Raw genomic sequence first — 16,733 nt, 5'->3', positions numbered from 1 at the left:
ATTTGAAAGGAATAAGAAAAAAGCTTTTTATCTCTTACCTTATCATAGGCCTTATAATTTTATCTATGTTTTGGCTTACTCAAGTAGTTTTTATTAATAAGATATACTCTTATTACAAAATAAATCAACTTAAAAATTACAGTGAAAAAATTGTAGAAGCAATAAATAACAACGATGAAATGCTTATAAGTGAACTTATTGACAAATCTAATGCTCAAGTCGTCGCAATAACAGAAAACAACATAATAATTGCAGGAAATAACAGAGGATACGGTCGAGGTTTGGGAATCCCTGAAGTACTTCTTCACCCTACAAGCACTGTAAAAGTTGTAAAATATGAGCATCCTTTTTTGCATATAGAATATCTTTCTATTGTAAGGCCTTTTTTATATAACGGAAAACCCGCTACTTTAATAATGAGCATCCCTATCGCCGCTATAAACGACTCTGTCAATCTTTTCAAACAAGTTTTTTGGCGGATTTTTGTCGTTACAATAGCAGCAATTTTATTTGTGTCAATTTACATGTCGAAAAAGTTTACTCGACCTATACAAATTTTGAAAAATGCTGCTCACCAAATCGCTTCTGGAAATTTAGATGTCAAAATAAATTACAAAGAAGAAGATGAATTAGGAGACCTTGCAAAATCTATGAACACAATGGTAAAACAACTGTCTATTACAGATAAATTTAGAAAAGATTTGATTGCAAATATAAGCCATGATTTAAAAACACCTCTTGGCCTTATACGTGGATATTCTGAAATGCTTTTAGACTACTATGGAGACGATAAAGAAAAAAGAGAAAAATATTTAAATACAGTGATTAAAGAAACAGAGAGAATGTCTAAATTAGTAGACGACGTGTTACAGCTTTCTAAGCTCCAATCAGGAATGGTAGAAATAAAAGAGGAACCTATAGATTTAGAAAAACTTATATTTGAAACTTTAGATATATTTGAAATTCAAATTTTAGAAAAAATATAGAAGTAAAGCTTAATAATCTTAAGCTTAAGGTAATAGCGGATAGGGAAATGATAAAACGGGCAATTATAAATATAATAAGCAATGCTATGGCGAGTATGGAAAATGGCGGAATTCTTACTATAACTGCAGAGCCTCAAGATAAAGAAATTTTAATTAAAGTATCAGATACGGGATGCGGCATCCCGCAAAAAGATTTAGAGCACATCTTTGACAGATATTATAAAGGAAACAAATCAGGCACAGGGCTTGGACTTGCAATAGTGAAAGAAATATTGACATTACACGGCAGTAAATATGGTATAGAAAGTCAAGAAGGAGTAGGAACCACTTTTTATTTTACATTAAAAGCGGGTTAACCCCGCTTCTTTCAATCTTTAAAAAAATAGCAAATCAATGTGTCTTATCACATTCCGGTAAATATCGCTAATTGAATTCCCAGTCTTTTCAGCAATGGCTTTAACATCTTCATACTCAGGATACGCTTTAATAAGTTTTCCATTTAAATAGCCCTTTTTAACCCTTACTTTTCCGTAAGGAGTTTCCACAATTGAAAAATCCCTATCCAGTTTATGCCTTAAAACTTCATAATACCTTATGCCAAAAGTAGAAGTTTCTTTAAAAATTATCTCCTTTAATTTATCAGCATTTTCTTTCTCACAAATTACAGTAATGAGCGTACCCGGCCTTTGCTTTTTCATGATAATAGGAATCAAAAACACATCCAATGCCCCGTTTTCAAAAAGTTTTTCAAATAGATACTGATAAAACTCTGGATTCATATCATCTATATTAGTCTCTAAAATCATCAATGACTCAGGTTTTTTTTACCTCTTCCTCTCCCACATATGTCCTCAAAACATTTGGTATTTCCAAATCTTTGGTACCAGCTCCATATCCTATAGAATTTATAGTCATATCCGGTATACCACCAAATTCATTTACTAAAGTTTTTACAATAGAAGCACCAGTTGGCGTCACAATTTCGCCTTCTATATCGCTTTTATACACAGGTATTCCTTTTAAAAGTTCTGCTGTTGCTGGTGCAGGCACAGGTATAAGACCGTGTTGAGTATCTACAAAGCCTGAACTTACTGGCAATGGAGAAGAAACAATCTTATCTGGCTTTATCATGTCTATAAGTATCGCCGTACCTATTATATCTACTATAGAATCTACTGCCCCCACTTCATGAAAATGCACTTCTTCAGGAGATTTACCATGCACTTTTGCCTCTGCTTCTGCTAATTTCTCAAACATCTCAACACTCATTTTCTTGACTTCTTCCTCTAAATCACTCTTATCGATGATTTCTCTCACATCTTTCATATGCCTATGATGGTGATGATGCTCTTCCTCATACAATACCTTAAAAGTCCTAGCATTTATACTGTTCTTTTGCGTTTCACCTATCTCTATATCAAAATTGTCCAAAGCTATCTTCTTTACCTTCTTTTTAAACTCTTCCACATCTACATGAGATAATAATGAAGCAATAGTCATATCTCCAGAAATTCCAGCAAAACAGTCAAAATATAAGACTTTCATTATGATTTCTCCCCTATCCTATTTATTAAACTGGCAGAATAAGCCGCCCCAAAACCATTATCAATATTTACAACACTTACCCCACTGGCACAGGAATTAAGCATTGCTAAAAGAGCGGACAATCCGTGAAAATTAGCGCCGTATCCTACACTGGTAGGTACAGCAATTATAGGGGAACTAATTAATCCTCCTAGAACAGTAGGAAGTGCTCCTTCCATACCAGCAACTGCAATCAACACACGGCATTGTCTGATTTCGTCTAATTTATCTAAAAGCCTATGTAATCCTGCAACTCCAACATCATAAAATCTTTTTACAGTGTTTCCCATAAGTTCTGCAGTAATAGCCGCTTCTTCAGCAATAGGCAAATCAGAAGTTCCAGCAGCTACTACTCCAATTATGCCTTTTGTCTTATTTATTGGCGTATTTTTTATAGAAATTATACGAGCTTCCTCATAATAGACTGCTTTTTCTACTACCTCTTTCACTGCTTCAAAATGTTGTTGTGAGGCTCTTGTCCCTAAAACATCACTCCCATTTTTATACATGTTAAAAGCAATTTCTCTAACCTGCTGGGGAGTCTTTCCTTGACAAAAAATTACTTCAGGAAATCCCTTTCTTATCTCTCTGTGATAATCAATTTTAGCAAATCCCAAATCTTCATAAGGAAGTTTCTTTAAAGCTTCTAGCGCTTCATCTGTTGATAACTTGTTTTGTTTGAACTCCATTAAAATTTGCAATATTTTCTCATTATACATTTTTTACCACCTTCACATGAGGTTCATTCAAGCTTCCAGTTCTGTATCCTTCTAAATCCAGTGCTACATACTTAAACCCAGCATCTTTAATCCTCTTTACAACTTCTTCTCTTATACCTTCTTCAAAAATTCTCTTCATCTGCTCCTTTGGAAGCTCAATCCTTGCAATATCTCCATGGTATCTCACTCTAAATCCTGAAAAGCCTAAGTCTCTCAAATCCTCTTCTGCCTTTTCTACCATAGAAAGCTTATCATAAGTTATTTCTTCTCCGTAAGGAATCCTTGAAGCAAGACATGCATAAGAAGGCTTACTCCATGTAGGAAGCCCCATCTCTTTGGATAAAATTCTTATCTCTTCTTTTTTTATGCCACATTCTAACAAAGGGCTTAAAATTCCTAATTCTTTTAAAGCCCTTCTTCCTGGTCTAAAATCAGACACATCATCTGCATTTGTGCCTTCGAGGATATATTTGAAGCCCTTTTCTTCTGCAATAGCTTTAAACCTTGAAAATAAATTGGATTTACATACATAGCACCTATTTAAAGGATTTTTTTAAATTCTTCTATTTCAAGAATATCATTAAACTCCACAACCAAGTGGGGGAGTCCTATTTTTTTAGCAAGCTCTACAGCTTCTTTTAATTCACTTTTAGGATGCATCGGAGAAGTGGCAGTTACAGCTAATACTCTATTCCCTAAAACATCGTAACTTACTTTTGCCAAAAAGGTGCTATCTACACCTCCAGAAAAAGCAATTAATGCGTTATCTAACCTTGACAAATATTCTTGCAATTTCCTTAGCTTCTCTTTAATTTCTATATTAACACCCCCCTATGGTATACCCATCTATACTGTGTATAACTATTTTATCACATATATTAAAATAAACAAAATGTCAAAGCGCTTAAAAGTAAAGGCCTTTAAGCGCTTTTTAATCTATCTAAATTTTAAAAATCTTCACAGCCTCATCTAATTTCACTGCCACCTCTTCTAAATTCTTAGCTGAATCTGTTAGGTTTTCTACAGCTGAAAGCTGCTCTTCTGTAGAAGCACTTACTTCTTCAGTAGAAGCCGCTGTCTCTTCTGAAATTGCAGAAATACTTTCCATCGATATGACAATTTCATTTTTCTTTTCTTCCATGGCATTCATAAAGGAATTTATATTGTCTATCATTTTTGTAATTCCACTTATAAAAGCTTCAAACTCCATAAAAGCATTTTGCGTATCTTTTACAGCTTGATTTTGTTTTTCAATGCTTTTGTCCGCCGACTGCATAGCATTTGTAGCCATATCAATTGCTTGTTGCATCTTTTCTATTATGTCTTTTATTTGATTGGTAGATTCTGCAGATTGCTGAGCCAATTTTTTTACTTCTTCGGCTACAACAGCAAAACCACGTCCAGCTTCTCCGGCACGGGCTGCTTCAATTGCAGCGTTTAATGATAAAAGGTTTGTCTTATCCGCAATTTCTTCTATCACTGCTGTTATAACACTTATTTTATGAGAATTTTCCTTGATTTTGTTAATAGTTTCAAAAACATAAAATGTTGCCTTATTTGTCTCCTCTGAACTTTGTTTTAAAGCCTCTAACTTTTTCAAACCATCAGCTTTGACATCTTCTGCTTTATCTGAATATCTCTTCATTTCTTCGGTAGTTTTCAAAATTTCATCTATATCATTTCCAAATTCCGATATCTTTTGTACGCTTACCGATATTTCTTGTGCTTGGTCATTAGCCCCTTTTGCTATATCATCTACGGCATTTGCAATATCTTGAACTGATTGTGCTGTTTCGTCGCTTATCTCTCTAAAACGAGTTGATGCTTCTATTAAAGAAACACTCGACTCTTTAACTTTTGTTGCAATAGCCCTTAATTTTTGTACTGTATCATTATATTCCCTTTCTAACACTCCAAATTCGTCTTTTCTTCTTGCATCAATAAAGGAAGTTAAATCTCCTTCTTTTAATTTATTCATGGCTGTTAACATTTTGTAGACTGGTCTTGTAAAGTTTCTAGCAAATAGATAAGCGATAACTAGCGAAATGAGTGAAAATATGATTATAATTGCTATAAAAATATTATTAATTTTTGACACTCCAGAAAGATAATCAGATTTATTTACAATTCCTACGACTTTCCATCCTGTAGTCGGATTAGTATCAAAAATTACAACACTGTCTTCATTGTTGAAGCGTGTTTTTATTTCTCCTTTTTGTTCTTTGAAAACATAATTTGCAAAAGATTGTTTATAGAAATTACTTCCTATCATTTTTTTAGTAGAATCCAAAAAAACTATTCCATTTTTATCGACTAAAAGGACCATGCCATTCTGTCCTATTTTGACATCCTTTAGGAGATTTTCTATACCATATAAATTTAAGTCCATTCCTACAACGCCAACCACTTCATTAGTAAGAGGATTCAACACGGACTGAGATACTGAAATTAAATAATTTCCAGTTGCTTCATCTTTATAAGCATCTGTCCAAAAAGGATTTCCATTAGCCTTCACACCCCCTGTATACCACGGTCTAGTAGTAGGGTCAAAATCAGAACTTAAATCAACATGTGGAAAAGTATAAATTTTTTTATCAGATGTCCCATAATAAATCAAAGAGGCATTAGGAGTCATATTTTTTAAATTTATAAGGACACTGTTTATTTTATCTGTAGTCTCTTCCTCTGTATTTCCTTTAATTAACAAATTAGAATCGCTCTTTGCAAAATAACTGAGTTTACTTGCAGTATTATCCAAATAAAGATTTAATTCTTGATTAACTGAGCTAACACTATTGCTCATATTAGATAATGTCGAATTAGTAATTTCTTGCGCAGAAAACCTATAAGATATGTACCCGCTTAAAGCCAAAGAAGAAATTACAATGCCAATAATCATTAAACTTAATTTTGTTTGTATACTCGAAAGTTTTACCTGCTTTTTAAGATTCAATACTTCATTGATATTCCTCATTTTTTTTAAATTTATAGCTTTTTTCAATATATCTCCCCCCCAGATTGATATACTATTTCTTATATCGTCTTGTCCTTGTAAAAAGTTTAATTTCTCCTCGCTCTTTTATAAAATTCAAAAGCATAAATAAAAAATGCTAAAATTGCTAAAGCTAAAGCTATGATCATCAATGTAAAACTATAAGGCCATTCAAAAATTGAAAAAATTATAGCTATATAAAAGAAAAAAGTAGCAGTTTTGCCGTAATTGTTTGCGGGTATAGCAATTTTTTGTTTTTTGTAAAGTATTGCGGCTCCTATTATCATTGAAAATTCTTTTATCATTAAAATAGCAATAATAAAAAAAGGAATTAAATCTTTTATCCATAAACTGGTCAAAACGGTAAGTATCATCAACTTGTCCGCAAGAGGATCAAGTAAAGTACCCATTTTTGTCACTTGGTTATAGTGCCTCGCTATATAACCATCCAAAATATCCGTAATACCTGATAATATAAAAATCAGTGCAGCATAAATGTTTCCTTCAGGCACATAAAAAAAAGTATAAACAAAAAGAGGTATAAGCCAAAACCTAATAAAAGTGAGAAGGTTTGGTATATTCATGTAAACACTCCCTGCCTGTCAAGTTTAATAAAATTATAATACAAAAAAATCAAAAGTAAAAGGCCCTTATCGGGCCATATTTGCTGGGAACTTCATCTCATCCAAAGCTATTCGGAAACTATATCCATCTTCTTCTTTTTTAAAGTCTTCTATGTTGGTAAAACATTTAGCAAAAACGTCATTTTTTGTGTGGACTTCAATATCTCTTAAATTATACTTTAAAGCCGTCCTTCTCAGCAACGAATTAATTATTTCTTGAGCAGTTTCTAATTCTACATTTTCCTTCTTCTCAATATAAATATACATGCTGCTCCTTTTTTGTTGCCAGTCAATATCGTATAACACACAAAAGCCTAATTTCACGCCTTCTTTTGTTTCCAACACAAACATTTTCCTATTCTTCCCAAAAGGTATATTTAAAACATTATCTTTCTCTCGAGATATTTTAAACAAATCAATTAAAAATTTGACCACATTAATGTCTTGCAACCATAAGGAAAATATTTTTTTGTCTTTTTTCTCTAAATCTTTAATTAAAACTTTTCCATTTTCTCCCATTCTCAACACCACCTATCTATAAATATATATTCTTTACAAATTTCAAAAATCCTGCTTAAAAACAGAAAATAATTTTCGACAAATAAACAATATAGAAATAAAAAAGAGGAGAAAGCCTCCTCTTTTACAAAGTCTTTAACTTTATTCTCTATTGCATAGGAACATTTTTTAAAACCTCTGAAAATATGCTTATAAAGGTTGCACCTGCAAAAATTATCATTATTATAAATAAAACGATCAAAACTATGTAAGGAAGAAAATATACAAGCACTGCATTCCCCGTACTCATTTTATAATTTTCCTTTATAGCTATAATTTCTAAAACAATTACCCATACCGTAAATATCGCTAAAAATAAATACGTAAGTATTAAGCCAGCTCTTGAATTTAACAAACGTACAAATAAGTTTACAACAACCATTAAAATCATGGGAAGTTTTGCAAACCCTATTGCAGAATACAAGCCCTTTGCTGTACCTATTACTACCTCTTCTTTCTCACCACTTGCCTTTTGTTCAATTTCAGCATTATTCTCTTCACTTTGATCAAAAGATACATTATCTTCCACTTTAGCATACATTTTACCTTCTAAAATTTCCGCTAAAAAGTGATACACTGCTGCATAAACAAAGTAAGTCAAAGGAGCTATAAATATACTCCCAAATACAGCCATCGGAACAAATAAAGCTCTTAGCCTCCCAACATCAGGCATACCTGAGCTGGAAGTAAAAAAATCTGTACCAACCATTGTAAACCTATAATTGCTTGTCACAGTCAATAGTCCTGTAACTATAATGACAACAACAGCTTGCCAAATCGGTTTTTCCCTTACAATCTCTTTTATAGTTTCTACCGGCTGAAAAAATATCCCATATAACCTCTCTAAAAAATTCACTTCTATAACCTCCCAATTTTTTAAATTCAAAATTATGCTTATATAAATTTTACCACACTTTTTATTTTTTTCTTTAAATTTTTGTTAAATTTTTTAACCATGAAGGAAAATAAATTTTTTTGGTGAATTATATATATTGAGGTGATAAAATGCAAGCAGAAATATTAAAAGCTATTCAAACAATTTCAAATCCTTTTTTAGATTATTTTTTTATAGCTGTAACCATGTTGGGAAGCTCAGGTTTTTATTTTATTTTTATTCCAATCTTTTATTGGTGTGTAGATAAAAGATTTGGTCTAAAATTGGGACTTATATTGATAAGCTCTATCTATGTAAACACTGTTTTAAAAGAGATAACAAAAATAGCAAGACCTATAGGATATCCAGGAATAAGGTCTATTTTTACACAATCGGCAGGAGGATATTCTTTCCCAAGTGGCCATGCACAAGGTTCTACAACTGTTTGGGGAACTTTAATGGTACACTATCAAAAAAAATGGCTGTGGTATGTGGGAACTGCTATTGTGTTACTAGTCTCTTTCTCCAGAATGTACTTAGGAGTCCATTGGCCAATGGATATTGCTGGAGGAATATTGATAGCTATTTTAATTATAATTTTAAGTGAACTTATTGATAGCATCGTGAAAGAAAGCAATTTTAACATAAGTTTATCTTTTAAAATTATTTTGTCAATTTTAATCTCTGCGCTTTTTATATTAATTTTCCCTCACAAGGATATTTATGAATACATGGGTTTAATTTCTGGTACTTTAATAGGTTATTTTATAGACAAAGAAAAATTTGATTTTACTGTCCATGCTCCTCTTCAAAAGCAAATTTTGAAGTTACTAATTGGCATAATTGTATTTTTTGTACTTAAAGAGGGATTAAAATTTGTGTTGCCTTCTGGAAATATTTTTAACGCTATAAGGTATACAATTTGCGGACTGTGGCTTTCTCTTGGTGCACCTTATGTATTTAACATTTTTAAACTAAATGAAAAATCGATTAAGGCATAGAATTAATCTATGCCTTTTTTATATAGTTTCAATTATATCTTTTGCTCCAAATCCTTTATTTAAAATATTTGAAAAGTCTTGCTTTGATTCAATAGCATTTTTTAACTTTGTACTTTTCCCAATATCTCCAATCAATATTGCACCAACAATAATACCGTCTTTAAAGTAAAGTTTGTAATATACATTATTTCCCCTATATCCTTTTGATATATTTCCTTCGCCCGATATATCACCTGCTGAAAACACGTCAATACCTGTTATTTTAAGTGTACTTGAAGGTGTAACTTCCTTATAGAGAGTTTTATTGCCAGAAACATTTAAACCTGCATTCTTGCCTTGAGCCATTGCCACTGTCCATAAACCATATATTTTGCCATTAAACTCAGCAACATCTCCTGCTGCATAAACATCTTCTATATTTGTTCTCATGTACTCATCTACGATTATCCCTTTATTTACCTTAATTTCAGTTTCTTTTACTATATCAATGTTTGGCTTTACACCAGAAGAAAAAATTACAAAATCCGCATCCATTTTTGTTCCATCTTTTAATATTATTCCATTTACAGTTTGCCCTGTAATTTCTGTTACTTCAGCTCCAAGAAGGAGATTTATCCCATTTGACTCTATAATATCTTTCAAAATCATTGATCCTTCTTCATCTGCTTGTCTTGGCAAAAGTCTTGGGAAAAATTCTACCACTGTAATTTCATAGCCATTTTGTCTTAATGTCCAGGCAGCTTCCAGTCCTAGAAGTCCTCCACCAATTACAACGCCTTTTTTCTTATCTTTGATAAACTCGTTTAAGTCTTTTACATCCTCAAGACTTCTTATTGCAAAAACTCCTTTTTTCTCTCTCCCCAAGACATTAGGAATAAAACTTGAACTTCCTGTCGCAATTATGAGCCTGTCATAGCTTATTATTTCATCATTTGAAAGTATCAATTTTTTATTTTTTGTGTCAACTTTTTTAACACTTGTGTTCAGCATAAGTTCTATATTATTATCTGTGTACCAATTTTCTTCCTTGACCAACAAAGACTTAAAATTCAAATCCTTACCTAAAAATTGTGATAATTTCAATCTGTAATAAGTTGGATAAGGTTCTTTTGATATAATGGTTATTTTACCTCCTCTGTCATTTTTCCGTATATTTTCACAAGCACTAAGAGCAGCAATACCATTGCCTATCAAAACGTATTTCATAAGCTCATCTCCCATAAATATTTTAACAATAATTATTTTCTAAAAACATTATATCCTTTTTAAAAATATTATTCAATAATATTTTTAAATAAAAAAGACCTCTTCTTTTTAAGAGGTCTTATCCAATATTAGCCATACTTTTAGTGTGCTTATCAGCTACTTTGCTAGCCCCATAAGATGCAGGCTTAACTTGTGCTTCAAATCCACATCCTAACACCATGTTAACCACTTCTTTTATAATATCTCTCGTTTTACCATTTTCCCCTACATCTAAATGAATCTGTATATTTATATCTTTTTTATCAGTCTGATTGATCTTTTCAAAAAGCTGATTCGCTATTTCAATGCTGTAAGTAGCCTCCATAAAAATCCGTTGTCTTAAAGACAACACCTTTTTATTATAAAATTTCCTATAATAGTACCTGGCACCTTTTCCTTCTCGGTATATGATTACAGCAGTAACAAAACATACGGATTTACCTGGTTGAGAGTCTGTGCCCACCATTAATTTGTAATTAGATTGCCGGTCTCCCTCAACAAATTCCATGATGTCTTCGAACATTTTATCAATATCCATTTTTCCCTTCGTTGGGCTAATGAAATACAATGGCCCCATCTCCTTTAACTGCAAATTGCTTAGCGCAATTAAATCTTATTTTAATTTTTATTATACACCATTTTCTTAAAAAGTGTATTAAAATTTTTTATTTTTTGTTAAACTATCAATTTTGTAACAAACAGTATCAAATCTGCAGCTGGTATAAATATAAGCTGAGCCAGCAATGTACCCAAAATTTTCCCAAACACAAGAAGCACTACCATACTGTCCACATCATGTTGGGTCCTTTTACCGCTTAAGGCCTGGTCAGTTATAAGAGCCGCCACAGGGTCAACTACAACGGTAAACAATACAGTCGCAAATCCATTTACAATACCAGAAAGCTGACTGGCTGTAATTCTATACTCAGGAATAATAGCTCCGGCGTAAAGTGAAGATATAACACCTGTGGTGTAGATAGAAGTAATAATAACGTTATATATCAAAAAAGTTTTTGGTATGTTAGCCTTCCAGACACCTTTTAACATAGACAGCCTTGGCAGAACAATCTTTTTCTTTATCTTTTTTAAATTACTCCATCTAAACCCCTTAAGAATAAGCTTAGGGACTGTTCCAGCTCCTTCCATTCCATTTATGGCAACAGTAAAAATCGATACAAAAGTGGGCATCAGGGGTGCTCCTATCAATGCCCCTAATGTAGCTGAAAAAAGTACAATTCTCATATCATTTTGAAGGAGATGAACCTTGTCCATTTTTATCGCCATATCTACAATACTGCCAAGAAAAGGTGCTTGAATCATATTTGATAGTCTTGATATCACAGCCATAATGTTAAAAAGCGAAAGAGCAACAGCAAGCTTTCGAGTTCTTACACCAGAAGGTCTTATGGAATAAGAAAGTGTATCAATCAAATTTATAACCATCGTAAAGAAAGCTACAATTATGAGTCTTTTTGCATCTATCATTTGTTCACATCCGTTTCTTTATTTAAATTCCTTTATAATTATATTGTACAATGCTTTTTTTTTCAACATTTATCTTTTTCCAAAGATCGTGGTATAATCTATGATATCGGAGGGATATAAATGACACAAAAACATTACAGCAAATGGGTAATTCTTTCTGCAGTCGTCATAGGCAGTATTATGGGACCAATTGATGGAAGTGTTGTCAACATAGCGATGCCAGAATTCACAAAAATTTTTCACACTAACATAACAACAGTAAGCTGGGTCTCCATGACATATCTCTTAGTTGTAAGTAGCTTAATGATGACTTTTGGAAGACTTGGTGACATGTTAGGCTACAAAAAATTGTATCAGTACGGCCTTTTGACTTTTTCAATTTCTTCTGCGATTTTAAGTCTTTCTGTAAACATATATATGTTGATAATTATGAGAGCTTTTCAAGCAGTAGGAGCCGCCATGCTTATGTCAATGTCTTCCGCCATAATTACATCTGTGTTTCCTCCAAACGAAAGAGGTAGAGCTCTTGGCATCAACGCTATGTCTATATCAATCGGTCTCGCGATAGGTCCTACATTAGGTGGACTTCTTTTGAAATACTTAGGCTGGCGTTCTATATTTTACATAAACGTACCTATCGGTATAATAGGTTACATATGGGCTCATATTGTGGTCCCTGACAACAAAGGAGTAGCTGAAAAATTCGATCCTTATGGCTCTATTTCTTTCTTTGCTTTTCTTGCAAGCCTTTTGCTTTTTATTTCAGAAGGTGGAACATGGGGTTGGTCGTCTCTTACAAGCATAGTCGCATTAGTTACATCAATAGCATCTTTGATAATTTTTATCAACGTAGAAAACAAAGTAGAGTTTCCTATGTTTGACTTTTCCCTTTTGAAAATAAGGTCTTTCACTTTTGGAAACATAAGCACCCTGCTAAACTTTATGGCTCAAAACACGATGACTTTTTTAACCCCTTTCCTCCTTCAGCATCTAGGATTTACTACTGAAAAAGCAGGTATAATCATGACTTCTTTCCCTCTCGTCATGTTCGTCGTAGCACCTTTAAGCGGTATTTTAGCTGATAGATACGGCGCTCAAATTTTATCAACTATTGGCGCACTAATTTCTGCAACAGCCCTTTTTCTCATGGCAACTTTAACGGAAAAATCTACTATGTTTGCCATTATGGCTCGCCTTGCTCTTTTTGGAATAGGAAATGCTATCTTCCAAACGCCAAATAACAGTGCAGTAATGGGAAGTGCACCAAAAAACAGATTAGGGGTAGCCTCCGCCTTCCTTGCAACAATGAGAAATGTAGGAATGGTAATGGGCATCGCAGTAGGAAGTGCGATATTTACCAACAGGTTAAAAGTTTATCAAGCTCTAAAATTTTCTTCTAATGCAGCCTTTATGATTGCGATTAAAGAAGCTTATATAACTGCAGGAATTTTCTCATTGATATGCGCTTTTACTTCTCTGGTGAGAAATAATGTTAAATTAATACAAGGAAAGGATTGATTTAAATGGAAACCACTCTTGCTATAGTAAAACCCGACGGTGTCAAGAGAGGGCTTATAGGAGAAATATTAAAAAGATATGAAAACAAAGGTTTAAGGCTTAAAGCGGCAAAAGTAATAACTCCAACAATTGAGCTTTTAGAAAAGCACTACGAGGAACACAAAGGCAAGCCTTACTACAAACCTTTAATACAGTACATGTCCTCAGGTCCTGTCTTTGCAATGGTACTAGAAGGAGAAAACGCCGTAAAAATAGTTAGATTATTAAACGGTGCTACTAAAGTGGAAGAGGCCCTCCCTGGAACGATAAGAGGTGATTTTGCTTCTAGTACTACTTTTAACATTATTCACGGTTCAGATAGTATTGAATCTGCAAAAAGAGAAATAGCACTGTGGTTTCCTGAATTAACATGAATATTTTTGTGGACAGGGCATAAACTCTAATAAGGCGAAGTGACTTCACTTCGCCTTAGTTAATGGTACTATATAAGCAGTATAAAGATTGTTAAATACAAATTCTATTGAAGAGAAAAACACCACGACCAGCCAATCATAGCCAGTAAGCACTGTTGTCTTAAACACAACACTTAAAGGTGGAATATATATTGTAGCTAAGAAAAGCAAAAATGATGTCAAAACTGCTAACACCAAGTAAGGATTAGTAAAAATCCCTATCTCAAAAATTAAATTTCTTTCTGACCTACATTCAAAGGCGTGTATCAGCTCTACCATCACTAATGTAGCAAAAGCTATAGTTCTAGCTTTTTCCAATGTCCCATAACTTAATGCAAATACATATGCTCCAAGAGTACTCAATGCCATTAAAAATCCCACTATAATGATTCTTATACCCAACCATCTTGAAAATACACTTTCTTTAGCATTTCTCGGTCTCATCATCATTATATCTTTTTCAGGAGGATCCATCCCCAGAGCTAAAGCCGGCAACCCATCAGTAACAAGATTGACCATTAATATTTGAATTGGAGCAAGAGGCAATTTTAAGGCCATTAAAGCTGCAAAAAACATAGTCAAAACTTCTCCAAGATTACAAGAAAGCAAAAATCGTATAAACTTTCGTATATTGTCATAAATTATTCTTCCTTCTTCAACAGCTGCCACAATAGTGGCAAAATTATCATCTAATAAAATCATAGAGGAAGCCTCTTTTGCAACTTCTGTTCCTCCTTTTCCCATAGCAATACCTATATCTGCCTCTTTCAAAGCAGGGGCATCATTTACCCCATCCCCTGTCATTGCTACTGTAAAACCTTTGTTTTTAAGGACTCTGACAATTCTGAGCTTATGTTTTGGGGTTACCCTTGCATAAACACTAATATTTGTACAAACTTTCTCAAGGTCCTTATCTTCCATGTTATCTATATCCTGCCCTGTAATCACTTTATCATTTTCCCCTAATATTTTTAATTCTTTTGCTATAGCAGTTGCAGTAATCTTGTGGTCACCTGTTATCATAACCGGTTTTATTCCTGCCATCTTACATTTTAAAACTGCACCATATACTTCCCCTCGAGGAGGGTCTATCATCCCTTCCAATCCTACAAAAACCAAATCTTTTTCTATAAATTCTGCAGCCATTGGAAATTTAGGAGGAAGCTTTTTGTAAGCAAAGGCCAATACTCTCAAAGCTTCCCTGCCAAAACTTTCATTGATATCTAATATTCTCTTTTTATCAAAAACAGTAAGGGGCACTTCTCTGCCTTCTGTATATTTATATGTACAAAGGTCCAATATTACATCTGGAGCACCTTTTACATAAGCATATTTTTCACCATTTATCTCCACAATAACAGACATCCTTTTTCTATCTGAATCAAAAGGAATTTCCTCCATTCTTTTAATATTTTCTACCAACTCAAGAGAAAGTCCTGATTTCATTGAAAAAGAAAGTATAGCGGCTTCAGTAGGGTCTCCTATGTATTTTTCTTCTTCTAAAGTTTCTTTGCCAATTTTTATCTTTTCCCTCTTAATCTTTGCATTATTGCATAATGCCCCTATCTCCACCATCTTTCTAAAAGCGCTTCTCTCTTTATTTCTCATTGTAGTAAATTTTTTACTTTTATCACCTTTTACTTCAAAAACTTCTTCATCACAAAACACTTTTGTCACAGTCATTTTGTTCTCTGTCAAAGTACCTGTCTTATCCGTACATATTACATTAGTGCATCCTAATGTTTCAACAGCAGGTAATTTTCTTATTAATGCATTTCTTTTAAGCATCCTTTGTACCCCGATGGCCAAAGAAACTGTAACAACAGCAGGAAGTCCCTCAGGAATAGCAGCAACTGCAAGGCTTACACCTGATAAAAACATATAATACAAAGACTCTCCTCTTATTATTCCTAATACTATTACAATACCGCATATAGCAAGAGCTCCTGCTACTAATACTTTTCCAAGTTTATTGAGTCTTTTTTGTAATGGCGTTTCATCTCCTTCAATATCTTTAATCATTCCTGCAATTTTCCCCATTTCTGTTTGCATACCTGTAGCAGTTACAATAGCTTTCCCTCTTCCTTTCGTAACAATAGTACCCATATAAACTACATTACTATCAGTTACTACCGCTCTTTTTACATTGTTTACAGCTTCCTTGTGGACAGGGACTGACTCACCAGTCAAAATCGATTCATCCACTTCTAAATTATGACTTTCTATCAAAACAGCATCTGCTGGAACTTTATCTCCCGCCTCCAAAATAATAATATCATCTATTACAATCTGAGAAGCCTCTATCTCTTTTTGTTCTCCATCCCTCAAAACTTTTGCAATAGGCGCTGCAAGTTTTTTTAAAGCTTCCAAAGACTGCTCTGTTCTATATTCTTGGATAAATCCTAATACAGCATTTAAAATGACGATTATCGTTATTGTCAAAGCATCCGCTAATTCTCCCATCAAAGCAGAAATTAAAGTTGCTGCCAATAAAACCATCACCATAAAATCTTGAAACTGATTTAAAAATATTTGCAAAGGACTAACTTTGTGCCCTTCCTCCAATATATTCGGCCCATATTTCAATAACCTTTTTTGCGCTTCTTGACTATTTAAGCCGGTAAAGTCAGTTTTATCAAAGTAGTAAATTGTTTGTTGCATTTGCTTCTTACCGTAATACATCCCAATCCCCTTTC

Annotated in this window: 14 protein-coding genes and 2 pseudogenes; 4 read left to right on the top strand and 12 right to left on the bottom strand. The window is 33.3% G+C overall.

Translation table 11 applies throughout. The features are described from left to right. Positions 1–2 precede the first annotated feature (2 nt). A pseudogene (locus THEWI_RS04340) lies at positions 3–1,342 on the top strand (sensor histidine kinase). 18 nt (positions 1,343–1,360) lie between these two features. Here the strand turns inward: THEWI_RS04340 and larC2 are convergent. The 8 genes and pseudogenes from larC2 to THEWI_RS04300 all read right to left on the bottom strand — a co-directional run bounded on the left by larC2 (position 1,361) and on the right by THEWI_RS04300 (position 8,318). After that, positions 1,361–1,792, bottom strand: coding sequence for a nickel pincer cofactor biosynthesis protein LarC2 (larC2, locus tag THEWI_RS15240; RefSeq protein ID WP_003870893.1), 432 nt, complete (start codon positions 1,790–1,792; stop codon positions 1,361–1,363). Between the two features lie 7 nt (positions 1,793–1,799). Then, on the bottom strand, positions 1,800–2,531 hold the full coding sequence (gene larC, locus THEWI_RS15235; RefSeq protein ID WP_041589201.1) for a nickel pincer cofactor biosynthesis protein LarC: 732 nt from the start codon (positions 2,529–2,531) through the stop codon (positions 1,800–1,802). Further along, positions 2,531–3,289 carry a nickel pincer cofactor biosynthesis protein LarB gene (larB, locus tag THEWI_RS04325; RefSeq protein WP_014062591.1) on the bottom strand — a complete coding sequence of 253 codons (759 nt, stop codon included), beginning with the start codon at positions 3,287–3,289 and terminating at the stop codon, positions 2,531–2,533. The genes larC and larB overlap by 1 nt, the downstream gene beginning before the upstream one ends. Further along, positions 3,282–4,081: pseudogene (larE, locus tag THEWI_RS04320) on the bottom strand (ATP-dependent sacrificial sulfur transferase LarE). The gene larB and the pseudogene larE overlap by 8 nt, the downstream one beginning before the upstream one ends. Before the next feature lie 148 nt (positions 4,082–4,229). Further along, entirely contained in the window at positions 4,230–6,290 is a 2,061-nt protein-coding gene (locus tag THEWI_RS04315; protein WP_014062589.1) for a methyl-accepting chemotaxis protein, read from the bottom strand. Positions 6,291–6,349: 59 nt separating this feature from the next. Further along, positions 6,350–6,865, bottom strand: a complete 516-nt coding sequence (gene pgsA, locus THEWI_RS04310) for a CDP-diacylglycerol--glycerol-3-phosphate 3-phosphatidyltransferase (protein WP_014062588.1) — start codon at positions 6,863–6,865, stop codon at positions 6,350–6,352. Between the two features lie 66 nt (positions 6,866–6,931). Continuing rightward, a complete protein-coding gene (locus THEWI_RS04305) occupies positions 6,932–7,423 on the bottom strand; it encodes a hypothetical protein (protein ID WP_003870899.1) in 492 nt (163 codons plus the stop codon). 148 nt (positions 7,424–7,571) lie between these two features. Continuing rightward, positions 7,572–8,318, bottom strand: coding sequence for a Yip1 family protein (locus THEWI_RS04300; protein ID WP_014062587.1), 747 nt, complete (start codon positions 8,316–8,318; stop codon positions 7,572–7,574). Positions 8,319–8,467: 149 nt separating this feature from the next. Between THEWI_RS04300 and THEWI_RS04295 the strand changes: the two genes are divergently transcribed. Beyond that, a complete protein-coding gene (locus tag THEWI_RS04295; RefSeq protein ID WP_014062586.1) occupies positions 8,468–9,337 on the top strand; it encodes a phosphatase PAP2 family protein in 870 nt (289 codons plus the stop codon). 18 nt (positions 9,338–9,355) lie between these two features. Here THEWI_RS04295 and THEWI_RS04290 read toward each other — a convergent pair whose 3' ends face one another. The 3 genes from THEWI_RS04290 to THEWI_RS04280 all read right to left on the bottom strand — a co-directional run bounded on the left by THEWI_RS04290 (position 9,356) and on the right by THEWI_RS04280 (position 12,067). Next, positions 9,356–10,543 (bottom strand): NAD(P)/FAD-dependent oxidoreductase, encoded by a 1,188-nt coding sequence (locus tag THEWI_RS04290; protein WP_014062585.1) that lies wholly within the window; start codon positions 10,541–10,543, stop codon positions 9,356–9,358. Positions 10,544–10,661: 118 nt separating this feature from the next. Next, a complete protein-coding gene (locus tag THEWI_RS04285) occupies positions 10,662–11,150 on the bottom strand; it encodes a ribonuclease H-like YkuK family protein (RefSeq protein ID WP_003869099.1) in 489 nt (162 codons plus the stop codon). A 107-nt stretch (positions 11,151–11,257) separates the two neighbouring features. Continuing rightward, a complete protein-coding gene (locus tag THEWI_RS04280) occupies positions 11,258–12,067 on the bottom strand; it encodes a lipid II flippase Amj family protein (RefSeq protein ID WP_003871055.1) in 810 nt (269 codons plus the stop codon). Between the two features lie 120 nt (positions 12,068–12,187). Here THEWI_RS04280 and THEWI_RS04275 point away from each other — a divergent pair, with 120 nt between their 5' ends. Together THEWI_RS04275 and ndk are read left to right on the top strand one after the other, a co-directional pair. Further along, positions 12,188–13,585: an MFS transporter gene (locus THEWI_RS04275; protein WP_014062584.1), complete on the top strand. Its 1,398-nt coding sequence runs from the start codon at positions 12,188–12,190 to the stop codon at positions 13,583–13,585. Between the two features lie 5 nt (positions 13,586–13,590). Next, positions 13,591–13,998 carry a nucleoside-diphosphate kinase gene (gene ndk / locus THEWI_RS04270; protein WP_014062583.1) on the top strand — a complete coding sequence of 136 codons (408 nt, stop codon included), beginning with the start codon at positions 13,591–13,593 and terminating at the stop codon, positions 13,996–13,998. A 45-nt stretch (positions 13,999–14,043) separates the two neighbouring features. On the opposite strand, the gene THEWI_RS04265 is transcribed toward ndk, so the two are convergent. Next, on the bottom strand, positions 14,044–16,719 hold the full coding sequence (locus THEWI_RS04265) for a calcium-translocating P-type ATPase, SERCA-type (RefSeq protein WP_014062582.1): 2,676 nt from the start codon (positions 16,717–16,719) through the stop codon (positions 14,044–14,046). Between the last annotated feature and the right edge of the window lie 14 nt (positions 16,720–16,733).

It is taken from the genome of Thermoanaerobacter wiegelii Rt8.B1, from assembly GCF_000147695.2.
In the GTDB taxonomy this organism is placed as follows: Bacteria; Bacillota; Thermoanaerobacteria; order Thermoanaerobacterales; family Thermoanaerobacteraceae; genus Thermoanaerobacter; species Thermoanaerobacter ethanolicus.
The sequence above is the reverse complement of the archived record's forward strand: the minus strand, read 5'-3'. Positions and strand labels throughout refer to the sequence as shown.